General features: G+C 64.1%; 11 protein-coding genes. 1 reads left to right on the top strand and 10 read right to left on the bottom strand.

Annotation, left to right across the window (positions count from 1 at the left end; genetic code table 11):
• Positions 1-332 precede the first annotated feature (332 nt).
• The 10 genes from ftsH to QM659_RS05040 all read right to left on the bottom strand — a co-directional run bounded on the left by ftsH (position 333) and on the right by QM659_RS05040 (position 12,775).
• A complete protein-coding gene (ftsH, locus tag QM659_RS05085) occupies positions 333-2,258 on the bottom strand; it encodes an ATP-dependent zinc metalloprotease FtsH (RefSeq protein WP_303482008.1) in 1,926 nt (641 codons plus the stop codon).
• A 104-nt stretch (positions 2,259-2,362) separates the two neighbouring features.
• Complete coding sequence (gene tilS, locus QM659_RS05080) at positions 2,363-3,718, bottom strand: tRNA lysidine(34) synthetase TilS (protein ID WP_415187601.1); 1,356 nt, start codon at positions 3,716-3,718, stop codon at positions 2,363-2,365.
• Positions 3,719-3,959: 241 nt separating this feature from the next.
• The gene (gene ybgF, locus QM659_RS05075; RefSeq protein WP_415187600.1) at positions 3,960-4,898 is read right to left on the bottom strand and encodes a tol-pal system protein YbgF; all 939 of its coding nucleotides are present in this window, start codon (positions 4,896-4,898) and stop codon (positions 3,960-3,962) included.
• Positions 4,899-5,071: 173 nt separating this feature from the next.
• Complete coding sequence (pal, locus tag QM659_RS05070; RefSeq protein WP_127076599.1) at positions 5,072-5,581, bottom strand: peptidoglycan-associated lipoprotein Pal; 510 nt, start codon at positions 5,579-5,581, stop codon at positions 5,072-5,074.
• 195 nt (positions 5,582-5,776) lie between these two features.
• On the bottom strand, positions 5,777-7,084 hold the full coding sequence (gene tolB / locus QM659_RS05065) for a Tol-Pal system beta propeller repeat protein TolB (RefSeq protein WP_415187599.1): 1,308 nt from the start codon (positions 7,082-7,084) through the stop codon (positions 5,777-5,779).
• Position 7,085: 1 nt separating this feature from the next.
• A complete protein-coding gene (locus QM659_RS05060; RefSeq protein WP_415187598.1) occupies positions 7,086-8,126 on the bottom strand; it encodes a hypothetical protein in 1,041 nt (346 codons plus the stop codon).
• Between the two features lie 12 nt (positions 8,127-8,138).
• Positions 8,139-8,600, bottom strand: a complete 462-nt coding sequence (gene tolR, locus QM659_RS05055; RefSeq protein WP_127076596.1) for a protein TolR — start codon at positions 8,598-8,600, stop codon at positions 8,139-8,141.
• Positions 8,601-8,624: 24 nt separating this feature from the next.
• Positions 8,625-9,305: a protein TolQ gene (gene tolQ / locus QM659_RS05050; RefSeq protein ID WP_127076595.1), complete on the bottom strand. Its 681-nt coding sequence runs from the start codon at positions 9,303-9,305 to the stop codon at positions 8,625-8,627.
• 169 nt (positions 9,306-9,474) lie between these two features.
• Entirely contained in the window at positions 9,475-11,034 is a 1,560-nt protein-coding gene (locus QM659_RS05045) for a class I adenylate-forming enzyme family protein (protein WP_415187597.1), read from the bottom strand.
• The gene (locus QM659_RS05040; RefSeq protein ID WP_415187596.1) at positions 11,024-12,775 is read right to left on the bottom strand and encodes an extracellular solute-binding protein; all 1,752 of its coding nucleotides are present in this window, start codon (positions 12,773-12,775) and stop codon (positions 11,024-11,026) included. The genes QM659_RS05045 and QM659_RS05040 overlap by 11 nt, the downstream gene beginning before the upstream one ends.
• Positions 12,776-13,154: 379 nt before the next feature.
• Between QM659_RS05040 and QM659_RS05035 the strand changes: the two genes are divergently transcribed.
• On the top strand, positions 13,155-13,913 hold the full coding sequence (locus tag QM659_RS05035; RefSeq protein WP_164729880.1) for an invasion associated locus B family protein: 759 nt from the start codon (positions 13,155-13,157) through the stop codon (positions 13,911-13,913).
• Positions 13,914-14,112 lie beyond the last annotated feature (199 nt).

Here is a 14,112-nt window from a genome sequence, read left to right as displayed (position 1 = left end):
CGGCGTCCGCTTCTGTCGCCTGCGCGGAAGCCGAAACTTCCGAGCGCTGATCTGCATAAGGTGTGGCCGTAGCCGCGGCGGTCACGGCACTTGCGGGCGCTACGGTCGGCAACGCTATCGTCAGGCCGATCAGCCTTACCGCCTTGGCCTTCAGACCGCGATTGCGGAAAACCGCCCATACCATCGAACCGCTTACCTGAACCATGAACCTTTACTTGAGCTTATAGCAGCGCGCGGCGCGCCAAAAGCAAAATGGCCGCCCGAAGGCGGCCATCTCAGCAGGTATTCAGTTGATCTTCTTCGCGGCAACGATCGAACCATTGCCGCTTTTATTACGTCGATGGCTGAGGCTCCATGCCGCCGAGATCGTCCTTGCGAGGCGCGCGCCCGCCAGTCGTCGGAACCGCCGAGCGACGTTTCGGCTGATCTTCCTTCATGGTGAACTCGCGAACGGGCGGCTTGCCATTGAGAAGATCGCGCACTTCCTGACCCGAAAGCGTCTCATATTCGAGCAGCCCTTTGGCCAGCGTGTGCAGGTCTTCGAGGTGCTCGGTCAGAATGGCGCGAGCACGGTGCTCGCCTTCGTCGATGAGGCGGCGGATCTCGGAATCGATGAGCTGCGCCGTCTCCTGCGACATGTTCTGCGAGCGCGCCACGGAATGTCCGAGAAACACTTCTTCCTGGTTGTCCCGATAGCGGATGCGGCCCAGCTTGTCGCTCATGCCGTATTCCGTCACCATCGCACGCGCCATGTTGGTGGCCTGCTTGATGTCGTTCGTCGCGCCCGTCGTCACGTTCTCCGGACCGAAGATCAGTTCCTCCGCGATGCGTCCGCCGAAGACCATCGCAAGATAGGCATCCATCTCGTGCTTCTTCATGCTGTAGCGGTCTCGTTCCGGCAGGTTGAACGTAACGCCCAGCGCGCGGCCTCGCGGAATGATCGTGACCTTGTGGAGCGGATCGTTGCCGGCGGCGAAGATCGACACAAGCGCATGCCCCGCTTCGTGATAGGCGGTAAGGCGCTTTTCATCCTCGGTCATGGCCATGGAGCGGCGCTCGGCGCCCATCATCACGCGATCCTTGGCGTCCTCGAACTCGTGCTGGGTGACGACGCGCTTGGAACGGCGCGCCGCGAGCAGCGCGGCTTCGTTGACGAGGTTGGCCAGGTCCGCGCCCGAAAAGCCCGGCGTTCCGCGCGCAATGACCTTGAGGTCGACGTCGGGAGCCAGCGGAACCTTGCGCACATGCACCTTCAGAACTTTCTCGCGTCCAACGATATCGGGCGCAGCCACGACGACCTGACGGTCGAAACGGCCCGGACGCAGCAACGCGGGGTCGAGCACATCCGGTCGGTTCGTGGCTGCCACGAGAATGATGCCCTCGTTCGCCTCGAACCCGTCCATCTCCACCAGAAGCTGGTTCAGCGTCTGCTCGCGTTCGTCGTTTCCACCACCGAGGCCCGCGCCGCGATGGCGGCCGACCGCGTCGATTTCGTCGATGAAGATGATGCAAGGCGCGTTCTTCTTTGCCTGGTCGAACATGTCGCGCACGCGGCTCGCGCCGACGCCGACGAACATTTCAACAAAGTCCGAGCCCGAAATCGTGAAGAAGGGCACATTCGCCTCGCCGGCGATGGCGCGCGCGAGCAGCGTCTTGCCGGTGCCGGGAGGGCCGACGAGCAGCGCGCCACGCGGAATGCGGCCGCCGAGCCTCTGGAATTTCTGCGGATCGCGAAGGAACTCCACAATCTCTTCAAGCTCTTCCTTCGCCTCGTCGACACCCGCCACGTCGTCGAAGGTCACTCGCCCCTGCTTCTCCGTGAGAAGCTTCGCCTTGGATTTTCCGAACCCAAGCGCGCGGCCCCCGCCCGACTGCATCTGGCGCATGAAGAAGACCCACACCGCAATAAGGAGCAGCATCGGGAACCAGTTCAAAAGCACACCGAGAAGCGACGGCACGTCTTCCGTTGCAGGCTTCACGTTGATCGCCACGCCCTTCGAGTAGAGACGGTCGACGAGTTGAGGATCGTTCGGAGCGATCGTGACAAAGGTCTGGCCGCTGTTTAGCGTACCGGCAATCTGGTTGCCGGCCAGCGTTACGGACCGCACGTTCTTGTTCTCGACGTCGTTCAGGAACTGGGAATAGTTCATCTCATTCGCGCGCGTACTGCGCGGATTGTTCTGAACCAGATTGAAAAGCGCCACGAGAAGCAGCGCGATGATGACCCAGATCGCCAGATTGCGGAAATTCGAGTTCATGGAGGCGTTGGTTTCCTCTGGTGCCGCCTGCGCGGCGTGAAGGCGCGACTTGATGACTGGCCTCAGTCTTCAAGCCACAAAGCGAGGCGGAGCGGCCAAGCCTTTCAAAGATAGGGTATGGGTGTGTCTTTGCCAAGCGCACTTGAGGTCGTGTTTGGCAAGCGGGTTAAAAACCGTGCAAGGGAGGGCGAAAGCGTGGCGGTGACGGATGGAATGAACGATGGATGATCTTTTCGCTGGAGGATGAGAGCGGCGACGAGCTTTCCGCCGCGCCAGAGGGCGGGCGTGGAAAGAGCTGCGAGCCGGTTTGCCTCGGCAGGCAGGCCGGAACTCTTGCATTCCCTGCGCCACAGCATCCAGCCTGTCTCTCCGAGGGGACGGATTTGCCCATCGCAGGCTTCAGCGGTCGAGGCCGAAAGCAGAAAACGCCCGTCCCATACAGAAGCGATACGGGGTTCGAGAAAAAGAGGTTCCGGCTTCATGCGCCCAGGCTCGCGGTAGAAAGAGAGGCGTCCCGCGCGGGCAATCAGAAGCGCACCCCCAAGCGTCGCCTCGCTTTGCCCGGACCGCAAGCTTTCGAGAAGACGTTCGAGGCGCATCATGCGTGGTGGCTCGGCCCGCCCGCCCAGCAGGCCAAACACGCGGGCCAGCACGCGCAGCGCGATATCGTCGGGCAGCGCGTCGAAGGCTTCGCGGTCGATCTCGCCATGTGCAAGCGGTGACACTCGCAGAAACCCGTCGAGGAAGCGCTCCGCGGCCTCGTCGAGCGCTGCGCGGGCGCGTCCGAGGCGGGTGGCACTGAGCGCGAGAGCGGCTTTCGATACGCCGGCATTCGCCAGCGCCTTCATGGCGATGCGAAGTCGTACGCGCTCGAAGGCGGTATTCTCATTGCTGGGATCGCGGACGAACGGCACGCCCGCCGCGCGAAGATACGCGGTAAGCCGCGTCTTCGAAAATCCGAGGAGCGGGCGGGCGAGACGCACCCCTTCCCGTGCCGATACGACGGCGATGGCGGCTAACCCGTCGACACCACTGCCGCGCGCGAGCCGCATGATGAGCGTCTCCGCCTGATCGTCTCGGGTGTGTGCGGTGAGGAGGCTGGCTCCGCTGGCCCGCGCCTGTGCCGTGAGGAGGGCGTATCGCGCGCGCCGTGCTTCCGCCTGAAGACCGGCGGATGGCTTCTCGCCGCTCCAGACGAGCGTGACGTGGGCGAAGCCGAGCGCGCGGGCGTGAGTCCCGACGAACGTCGTTTCTTCCGCGCTTTCGGGACGTAACCCATGATCGACGGTCGCGACGGTGATGGTGGCGGGGCTCCGGTTCGCAAGGGTCGCCCAGCGGCGCGCGAGATGCATCAGCGCCATGCTGTCGGGACCGCCGGAAACCGCAAGAACGAGCGCGGGCGATGCCTCGACGCAGGCGAAGGCCTTCAGGATTTCGCTATCGCTTATAATCGTCGGCACCTTGCGTCGTTTCCTGATCGCGCCGTCCGCCTGTCATTGCATGCAACAGGATGCATGAGGTGCCGGACAGGGCCACCGGCACGGGACCATTTAATCCCGTCGTCGAGCCGTGACCAACTGAAGATGCGCGGCACGGGCGCGCATTCCATTAGCAAACTGATTGAATTGAATTATATGGACAAATCAAGAGATTCCAAGCACGTGGGGTTGTGCGCGTCGAAGACAAGTCGGCGATGGCCCGCTAGCTGCATTCGGCTCGCTTCTTCTCGACTTCCGCGCGTTGCAGCACGGCTTTCGGGCCCTGCGGATAACGCCGCTGCAATTCGGCGAAGGAGTCGCACGCGGCGGCTTTCTCGCCAAGCCTGCGAAGCGAAATAGCCAGCTTGAGGAGCGCTTCCGGCGCCCGCTCGGTATTGGGATAGGACGTGAATGTTTTCAGAAAGCGGTCGGCCGCCGTCCGGTATTCGCCGCTGACGAAGGCGGTTTCGCCTAGCCAGTAATAGGCAGGTCCGGCAACCGGATCGTTCGGATACTGATCGACCACCTGCTGGAAGTAGGTCTCGGCCGCCGAATATTCCCGCCGGTTGAGGGCGCCGGTGCCCTGATCGAACAACGCCCGCGCACCGCCAGAAGCAGGCAACGCGGCGGGGGTGGCGTCCGTCCCCGTGCGTGGCGCGACAGGGGAGGCCGCCTGTCCTGCATTGGCGGTCTGGCGTCGCGGAAAGGCATCGGCCGGTTGCGAAGGCTGCGACGCGCCGTATCGATCGGGCGCGGCGGTCGGTTCGCCGAGGGGCTTCAACGGCTCCTTCGCTTCGAAACCTGCGGCTGGCGTGAAGGTATTGAAAGCTGCCTCGCCTTTTGGCTGGGCCGGGTCTGTGCCCGGCGAAGCCGACGCAAGCCGCGCTTCGAGACGCTGGACGCGCTGCGCAAGATCCGCAATCTGAGCGGAAAGGCGGTTCAGATCGGCTGCGGTTGCCCCGCCGCCAGCCGTCGCGCCATATCCGCCGCCGCCGCTTTTCGCGAGCGACTCGACAGCCGTGACGACGCTTTGCAGGTTGCTGATCTGTTCCTCAAGCCGATCGACGCGCTGCGCCGTGTTATCGTTCGCTTGCGCGTCGGCGTCTGCGAAGGATGCGGCTAAGGCAAGAGAGAGAACGGATGCAGCAACAATGCGTCTCATGATGGCGCTCTCGCTGGTTCGCGGCAGGCGATTTGCAGTCTTCTCTGACGGTGCGCGGGCGGGCTGTCAACCGCTTTGAGTTAAGTATTTTTTAATGAACTGAGCGCCTTGCAGCCAGGGCGGAGCGCAAAAAGGCGCTGCGGGCGCCTTTTCGAGCGGATTTGAGGCGGCGGTCAATAGGACGCCACCGAGCCGCCTCCTTCGAGCACCGTGACCGTGCGCCTGTTCTGAGACCAGCACGAGATGTCATCGCAAACGGCAACCGGCCGCTCCTTGCCATAGGAAATGGTGCGGATGCGCTGAGGGCTGATGCCTTGGGCAACAAGGAAGTTCTTCGTCGTCTCGGCGCGGCGGGCGCCGAGTGCGATGTTATATTCGCGGGTGCCGCGCTCATCGGCATGCCCTTCGATGGTGATCGGGTAATTTGTGTACTGCCGGAGCCACACGGCCTGAGCGTTCAGGATCTGCTGGCCTTCCGGCGTGAGTTCCGAGCTGTCGGTGAGATAGCGCACCGTGTCACCGATCTTGCCATTGAACTCCTGCTTGCTGCCCGGCGGATAATTTCCGCCACCAGCGCCGAGCCCGAGCCCCGCACCGGGAGCGTTCTTGTCGCAGCCGGATAGAGAGACTGCGGCAGCGATCATGAAAAGGACGGCAAACAGGGAACCGAGACGCGGTCGCATTTAGACTTTCCTCCAATCGCGGCACAACTTGAGCGCGAGTTTGCCCGCGAAATCGTAACGGAATGCTTACCAAACAAACCGTTTCTCGGGCCGTTTTGTGGCCTGCAACAAAATTCGATACAAAATGCAGGAAATTCTGAGCGTGCCGTTATCCGGCCAGGGCAGAGTCGAGCATGATCGCTTCAGAAGCTGGCCTCATTTCAGAAGCGCGGACCAGGCCGGATCGGATGCAAAGGACGGCGTCTGCACCTGCCGTTCATTATACCCGGTCAGGTCGATGCTGTAGAGCTTCGCGCCGCCGTTCGCCCCGCCGCTTTCGCGGAAGAACAGGATAACGCGGCCGTTTGGCGACCATGTCGGCCCCTCATTATGGTATCCCTCCGTGAGGAGGCGCTCGCCCGAACCGTCAGGACGCACGACGCCGATGGCGAAGCCGCCGGGCACGCGCTTCGTGAACGCGATCAGATCCCCGCGCGGCGACCAGACCGGCGTCGAGTAGCTTCCCTCGCCGAACGAGAGGCGGCGCTGACCCGAGCCATCCGCGTTCATCACGTAAAGCTGCTGCTTCCCGTCGCGGTCGGACTCGAACACGATCTGGCGGCCGTCCGGCGAGTAGCAGGGGGCAGTGTCTATGGCGGAGCTTTGCGTCAACCGCGCGAGGCGGCGCGAGCGCAGATCCATCTCGAAGATCGCGGAGTTGCTGTCTTCCTGAAGGCTCATGACGAGGCGGTCGCCCTGCGGCGAGAAGCGCGGGGCGAACGACATGTTCGGAAAATCGCCCAGCACCTCTTCCTGCCCGGTCATGATGTTGCGCAGCATGACGCGCGGCTCGCCGTTGCGATAGGCGGTGTAGGTGATCTCCTGGGAGAGTGGATGGAAACGCGGTGTCAGCACCAGTTCGCGGCCCTGCGTCAGAAGACGGAGGTTCGCGCCGTCCTGATCCATGATCGCGAGGCGCTTCACCCGCTGGTTCTTGGGGCCGGATTCGTCCACGAAGACGACGCGGCTGTCGAAATAGCCGCGCTCGCCCGTGAGGCGTTCGTAAACCGCGTCGGCAATGATATGCGCGAGGCGGCGCGAGGTGTTGCGGGGAATGAAGAACTGTTCGCCCGCGATGTGGCGGCCCGTTACCACGTCCCAGAGCCGGTATTCGCCCCTGAGACGCCCGTCGCCGGTATCGGTGACGCGGCCGACGACCAGCGCCTGGATGTTGAGAACTTTCCAGTCCTGAAAGCGCGGGGGCGTATCGACATTCGCGCCCCGCTCGATGAAGGCGGAGTTCGGAACGGGACGGAACAGGCCGGAGCGCTGAAGATCGGCGGTCACGACCTGCGCGGTCTCCGCCGCGATCGGGTCGCCCGTGAAGTCGGCCACTGCGATCGGGATGGCGCGCACCTGCCCACGGCGGATTTCGACCTCCACCTGAGCGGAGGCGAATGAGGGCGCCAGCGTGGCAGCCGCAAGGAAGGCTGCGAGAAATGTCGTCAATCTGCGGGAAATCATATCAGCCGCCATACATGTCGCGGGGATTGAAACGAAGAACCATGTCGCGGCAGCGCTCATACTGCGCGGGCGGGATGGAGTACGGGGCGCCGCGCATGGCCGCGCGAATGGCGGCGTCGGCCATGGCCTGTCCGGTGGGCGATGTCGGCGCGTCCATGACCATGGGAGGCCGGATCAGGGTGCCGTCGCGGTTCAGCTCGATGTGGAGGCGCACGAGGCCCATTTCTCCCTGCGCCGCGCCGAGCGGCAGATCCCAATTCTGTTCGATACGGCTTTGCACGAGGTCGGCGCAACTGCCCGCATTCATCGAGCCCTGCGCCTGCGGCACGCCCATTGCCTGATCCTGAAGCGAACTTGCGGGACGCCACGGCTTGCCCGGCTCGAAATTTCCCGATGGAGCGCCGGCGTTCGGATCGCGGTTGAGAACGGCCGTCTGCCGGTCGGAATATGTCTTCGCGGGCTGCGTGTCCATGGTCGAGCGCGAGGTTTGCTGGCGCGGCTCCGCCGGCTGATCCTTCTTGATCAGGGAAGCGATATGATTCGGGTCGAAACTGCGTTCGGGCTGCTTCTCGGCGGCGGGCTTCGGTCGATCCTCGCTCTTTGCCGCAACCTCGGCCTTGGGCTTCGGCGGCGGCTCCTTCTTGACCACCGGCTTCGGCTTCTCGACGGGCTTCTCAGGCGCGGGAGCGGGCTGCGCCTTCGCCTGTTCCACGGGTTTCGGCTGAGGCGCGGGCGTCGGCTCCGCCTTCGGAGGCGGCGGCGCGAGCGCTTCCTTTTCGGTCGGCTTTTGCGATGGTTTCTGTTCGACTTCCTTTTTCGCGGTCGCGGGCGTGTCGGGCGCCTTCAGTTCGGCGAGCGGCGCCGGTGTTTGCGCCTTCGCTTCGACCTTGCCCTGCTGGCGTTCGCTGAAGTCCTTCGGCGACATGATTTCAACCGAGACCGGCGGTGGCACATCCTTGTCCCCGCTGCTGGCGAAGTTGAAGATCACCAGCCCGAAGACCAAAAGATGCAAGATGACGGAGCCGATAAGGCCGTACCGCACGATGTCCTCTCGTCAGCGTTTGTCGTCGAGTTCCGTCACGAGCGAGAGCTTCTTGTAGCCCGCCGCCGCGATTCGTCCCATGACGCGCATCAACTCGCCGTAGTTCGTGGTCTTGTCGCCACGCACGTAGATCGCCTCGTCCATGCCTTTGCGCGCTTCCGTAATGGCCTGAAGCTTGGCCTGCAACCCGTCGAACGGAATTTCCGTCTCCTGAATGAAGATGCGGCCCTGCGGATCGACGGTGAGCGTCAACGGCTCGGCATCGCTCTGAAGCGCAGCGCCCTCGCTCTTCGGCAGGTCCACCGGCACGCCGGCCGTCAGAAGCGGCGCGGCAACCATGAAGATGATCAGGAGCACGAGCATCACGTCGACGAAGGGCGTCACGTTGATCTCGGCCATGGGACGATGCTTCCGCCCCCGGCGCCGCCGCGCGCCGGACGGACCGCCCGCTCCCGCCTGCAATGACATACCCATGACTGGTCCCTCGTCGCCGCGCGCTTACGTTTTCAGATCAAGCTGACGCGAGACTATCGCGGAAAATTCGTCGGCGAAGCCTTCGAGCCGCTGAGCGAGTCGCGACGCCGATTGCTGGAACGCGTTGTAGAAAATCACGGCCGGAATGGCGGCGAGAAGGCCGAGCGCGGTCGCGAACAGAGCTTCCGCGATGCCCGGCGCGACCACGGCCAGATTCGTGTTCTTGCTGGCCGCGATGCCCTGGAACGCCGTCATGATGCCCCAGACGGTTCCGAACAGCCCGATGAAGGGCGCCACCGCGCCGACGGTCGCGAGGAAGAGAAGTCGCGCTTCGAGCCGCTCCATCTCGCGCGTTATCGTCACCTCCATGACGCGCTCGATGCGCATCTGGACGCCCGGCAGCGGCTTCGCCGTGCCGTCGATGGAGCGGCGCCACTCGCGCATCGCCGCCTGGAACAGCGCCGCCATGGCGCTCGTCGGCTTCTGCGGCATGGCGAGGTAAAGCTCGTCGAGCGACTGGCCGGACCAGAACACGCGTTCGAATTCTTCGGTCTGTTTTTTCGCGCGGCGGAAGGCGATGGTCTTCTCGATCACGATGGACCAGCACCAGATGGACGCGAGAATGAGCCCGATCATGACGAATTTCACGACGGGGTGGGCCTGAAGGAACAGACCGAGGAATGAGAAATCGCTTGCTGGCGTCATATCCGATTGAATTCTATGGCCGCGTTCAAGGCAGACGTGGAGGCTTCAATCTCACGCTGCAACCTTGCTTGTGGGGTTTATCGAAGGGATTACCCCGAAGATTGTCCAAAGTGAGGATTCCTCGCCACAAAGCTGGTGACAGTTTTTTTCGAACTGTTACGGCGCTAAATCAGCCGGTAGCGGAGCGGACGGCGGGCGTCTTGAGGTCCGAGCGCTTCAGCTTGCCGTTTGCGGTTTTCGGAAGACGCTCGACGAACACGTAATGGCGGGGCCGCTTGTAGGCGGCGAGGCTGCATTCCGCGCGGGCGGCGAGTTCGGCAGAAAGATCCGCGCCGCCTTCGCGCGTGACGACGAACGCGGTGATCGCGGTTCCCCCGTGCTGTTGCGGCACGTCGATGACGCCGACCTCGGCCACCAGCGGATGCTCGCGAAGGACCGCCTCAACCTCCACAGGGGAGACGCGATAGCCGCCCGCGTTCATGAGATCCGATGCGCGGCCGAGATGGGCGATAGCGCCGTCAGCATCCATCCTGCCGAGATCGCCGCCCGTGAACCACTCGCCGCGAAACATCGCGCGCTCTTCGTCCGGGCGCCGCCAGTAGCCGAGCATAAGGCCGGGGTCTGTCCGATGCACAGCGATGAGACCGGAAGCGCCCGGCGGCAACGGTGTCTCGCCGCGGTCTTCCGGCAGGATCGCGACGCAGCGGCCCGGCTGCGCGCGCCCCACCGTGCCCGCCTTTCGGGGAAAATCCGGCGCATTTGAAAGATAGGTGGAAAGCTCTGTCTGGCCGAACCCTTCGTAAAGCCTTGTGCCGGTGCACGCGCGCCAGTCTGCTTCGAGCGCGTCGGGGAGCGTATCGCCCGCCGTGAGGCCATGACGCAGCCGCGCGATATCGAGACGACCGCCGTTCACCTGCTTCAGGATCTGGTGATACAGCCCCGGCACGCCTGCGAAGATGGTCGCGTCGAAAGCGCGGATCAGCCCGAGCCATATCGACGGGTGCCGTTCGCCCGTATAAAGCAGCGCTGTCGCGCCGTTCGCCAGGGGATCGGAAAGGCCTGTACCGATGGCGTAGGTCCAGTTGATGACGCCGGAATGCAGAAGTCTGTCCGCCGCCGTGATGCCGTACCAGCCGCGATACATCGGGCGACGCCCCCACACGCTTCGATGTGCGTGCAGCACGCCCTTCGGGTTCGCGGTCGTGCCCGACGTGTAGATCAGAAAGGCCGGATCGTTGGCGGTGGTGTCAGCGAAGGCGCCTTCCGGCCCGCCTTCGATGGCGGCGAGGAGTGCCGCTTCCGTCACCACCGCGAGTCCGATGGCGAAATTTCCATGAGGAAGCGTGTCGTCAAGGACGATGGCCGCCGCTTCGCTGTCGTCGAGCAGGAAGGCAACTTCGCGCGCGGTGAGGTCGGAAGAAGCCGGGATCGGCACAAGCCCGCCCGCAATGGCCCCGAAGAAGGCCAGCGCATAGGCCGTGCGGTTCCTGAGCCGGATCAGCACGCGGCTGCCCTGCGCGAGACCCCGCTTCGCCCGAAGCTCGAACGCCACGCGACGCACGGCGCTTTCGAGCGCGTGATAAGTCCACGTCTCGGCCTCGCGCCCGGCCGGATCGTGGATCACCACGAGCGCGGTCTTGTCTCTCGCCGCGTCGCCCGCGCGGAGCACATACCGCGCCATGTTGAGGTCGCGCGGCGGAAGTTCTCCGCGATAGCCGCTAGTGTTCACCTTCCGCTGTCCCCGCGCCCTTTGCCGCGCTTTTCGACGGCTCGGCCCACCACGTTTCGAGCCGCGCACCATAAAGCGTAGAAACCGGCGGCTGACGCAACTGCGCCCAGGCCGCGATCCACTGTTTCGGTGCGTAGTAAAGCGGGATGGCGTAACGGCCCGACAGCAGCACGCGGTCGAGGGCGCGCACGGCGGCTACGAACTCAGCGCGGGTCTTCGCCGAAAGCATGGCCGCGATCATCGCATCGGCCCCTTTGCTCTCGACGCCTGCGTAGTTGAAGCTGCCGTCCTGCTTCGCCGACGCGCTCGACCAGCGGAAGCTTTGCTCATTGCCGGGCGACAGCGACGACGCCCACGTCGTCTGCATCAGATCGAAGTCGAAGGACGTGGCGCGCCGCTGGAATTGCGCCGAGTCGATCATGCGGACGCGCCCCTCCACGCCGATCTGCGCGAGCGCGTGCGAATAGGCGAGAAGCAGCCGCTCCTGCTCGCGGGAAACGCAGATCATCTCGAAGGAAAGCGGCGCACCCGTCGCCTTCGAAACCATGCGTCCGTCGCGCAGCTCGTAGCCAGCCTCGTCCAAAAGCTGAATGGCGCGCTTGCGGCCCTCGCGATTCGTTCCGGAGGCGTCGGTCTGGGGCTGGCTGAAGGTGCCGTCGAGTATTCCCGGCGCAAGCTCGGCCGCGTAAGGCGCGAGCAGCGCGCGCTCCGCCTCCGTCGCGGCGCGGCCGTGCGAGGACAGCTCCGAGCGGTCGAAGAAGCTTTCGGTGCGCGCATACAGGCCGCGATACAGCATCTTGTTGAGCCATTCGAAGTCGAACACTTCGGTCAGCGCCTCGCGCACGCGCCTGTCGGCGAAAACCTCGCGGCGCGTGTTGAACGCCAGCGCCGACATCGGCGCGGGCACGCCGAGATCGAAGGCGAGCTTCTTGACAAGTCCGTTCTCCACGGCGGGGAAATCGAATGAATCCGCCCAGCGCACCGCGTCGATTGGATCGCTGTCGCCCAGCACGTCGAACAGCCCCTTGCGGAACGCCTCCATCATGGTGGTGCGGTCCCGGTAATAGTCGATGCGGATGCGCTCGAAATTGTACTGCCCGCGATTGACTGGAAGGTCGCGGCCCCACCAGCCGGGGTTTTTGCGGTAGGTGATGCTCGCGCCCGGCTCGATGTCTTCGACGACATAAGGTCCGCTCGCAACCGGCTTGTCGAAGCTGGTCTTCTCGAAGCTTTCGGGCGTCAGCGCATGGCTCGGAAGCACCGGCATCAGGCCCATGATGAGCGGCATCTCGCGGTCCGCGCCGTCAAAGGTGAACTTCACGCCGCGCTCGCCGACTTTCTCGGCCTTCACGACCTTCGAATAGTAACCGCGATGATTGGGACGCCCCTTTTCCTTCAGCAGCTTCCATGAGAACAGCACGTCGTCGGGCGTAATCGGCTTGCCATCGGCGAAACGCGCCTCCGGGCGCAACTGGAACGTCACGGAACTGCGGTCTTCGGGCGTGTCCACGCTTTCGGCGATCAGACCATAGAGCGAGAACGGCTCGTCATAGGTCCGCGCGAGCAGCGTCTCATAGACGTATTCGCGCGCGCCCGCGACCGGCGCCCCCTTGATGATGAACGGGTTCACGCTGTCGAAGGAACCGAGCACCGCGAGCCGGAGCGTCCCGCCTTTCGGCGCGGCGGGGTTCACATAGCCGAGGTTTGCGAAGCCATCCGCATATTTCGGCTGGTCGTGCATGGCGATGCCGCCGCGCGGTTCGGCGGCGGCAGAAGCGCTCGCCAGAACAGCCGCGAAAAGCGCCGCGACCAGTGCTTGGCCGCTGTGTCTTTTCGGTCGCGGTGCGCGAGCGAAACAATCGGGTTTTCCACATTGCAAGGCGTTCGGTTCCTTCGGTTACGTCTGCTCGCCCACCCCCTTCAGGCGCCGAAACTCCCAGAAAGAAAGCGTTTGGGCAACCCTTTCCGCGAAAAGAGCGACTCACGGCGGCCCTCCCCATTCCATCGCGGAACCTGTCACGGAGATGCCTCAATTCCGAGTATGCAAGCAACAGTCGGTCCGGGAGAGGGGCCAGCGGAATTCGGAACAGCCAACACGATTGAGTGAAAGGTTCGGGTTAATGGTTTTCACAAAGCTCGCGAAAGCGGCGGTGATCGGGGCCGTCGCAGCGTCGGCGCTCACGCTGGGCGTGACCGGCGCGATGGCGCAGGACAAAGGCAAGGCCAAGCCTGCCGCCACGGAACAGAAGCAGGCCGCCGGCGACCAGAAGCCCGCGGATATCTGGTACAAGCTCTGCATCGACGTGCCGGTGGCTGAAGCCACGAAGCCCGGCGAACAGCCGAAGCAGCAGAAGCCGGAAGATCTGAAAAAGGTCAACGTCTGCCTCACGCAGGTCGACGTGCGCGACAACGCGACCGCCATCCTCATCGGCAAGATTGCCGTCCGTCAGGTTGCCGGCCAGGACAAGCCGCAGCTTCTCGCCATGCTGCCGCTCGGTTCCGCTCTGCCGCCCGGAGCGCTGGTCAAGGTCGACGACAAGGAGCCCGTCAAGCTCGCCTACACGACTTGCGATCAGGCCGGCTGCTACGCTGAAGCCAACATCGAGCCCGCGCTGATCGACGACCTGAAGAAGGGCAAGCAGATCGCCTATCTCGGCATCGACGTGACGGGCCGCGCTCTCAGCATCCCGCTGCCGCTCGAAGGCTTTGCCAAGGCTATCGAAGGCCAGCCGGTTCCGGTCGACAAGTACAACGCCGATCAGCAGAAGATCGCGGAAGTGATCAAGCAGCGTCTCGCCGCGCTTCGCGCGCAGCAGGAAGCCGCGGCGAAGAACCCGCAGGGCGCGGCTGCTCCGGCGGCTCCCGCTCCGAAGAAGTAAACACGACACATGGAGACATGCGCCGCGTATGCGGCGCATGACGGCGAGCCCCGCTCTGTCGGGGCTTTTTTTTATAGGGAACCCCACCGTCCTCGGTAGCCCGGTGGCGAGTGGAATGTCGCGGCGACTCCATGAAGGGCAGCGCAGCGATCGAGCCGCGAGAACCCGCCGAGCCGGAAGAGAGCTACGGTCGGTGCGC

The organism is Rhodomicrobium sp. (assembly GCF_047605405.1).
GTDB lineage: Bacteria > Pseudomonadota > Alphaproteobacteria > Rhizobiales > Rhodomicrobiaceae > Rhodomicrobium > Rhodomicrobium lacus.
Note: the sequence above shows the minus strand (reverse complement) of the source record. Positions and strands in the feature narration are given on the sequence as shown.

Excerpts from the sequence above, each read along its gene's own strand:
- ftsH (WP_303482008.1), bottom strand. The coding sequence starts at position 2,258 with ATGAACTCGAATTTCCGCAATCTGGCGATCTGGGTCATCATCGCGCTG.
- ybgF (WP_415187600.1), bottom strand. The coding sequence starts at position 4,898 with ATGAGACGCATTGTTGCTGCATCCGTTCTCTCTCTTGCCTTAGCCGCA.
- pal (WP_127076599.1), bottom strand. The coding sequence starts at position 5,581 with ATGCGACCGCGTCTCGGTTCCCTGTTTGCCGTCCTTTTCATGATCGCT.
- tolB (WP_415187599.1), bottom strand. The coding sequence starts at position 7,084 with ATGATTTCCCGCAGATTGACGACATTTCTCGCAGCCTTCCTTGCGGCT.
- tolR (WP_127076596.1), bottom strand. The coding sequence starts at position 8,600 with ATGGGTATGTCATTGCAGGCGGGAGCGGGCGGTCCGTCCGGCGCGCGG.
- tolQ (WP_127076595.1), bottom strand. The coding sequence starts at position 9,305 with ATGACGCCAGCAAGCGATTTCTCATTCCTCGGTCTGTTCCTTCAGGCC.
- QM659_RS05040 (WP_415187596.1), bottom strand. The coding sequence starts at position 12,775 with ATGCACGACCAGCCGAAATATGCGGATGGCTTCGCAAACCTCGGCTAT.
- QM659_RS05035 (WP_164729880.1), top strand. The coding sequence starts at position 13,155 with ATGGTTTTCACAAAGCTCGCGAAAGCGGCGGTGATCGGGGCCGTCGCA.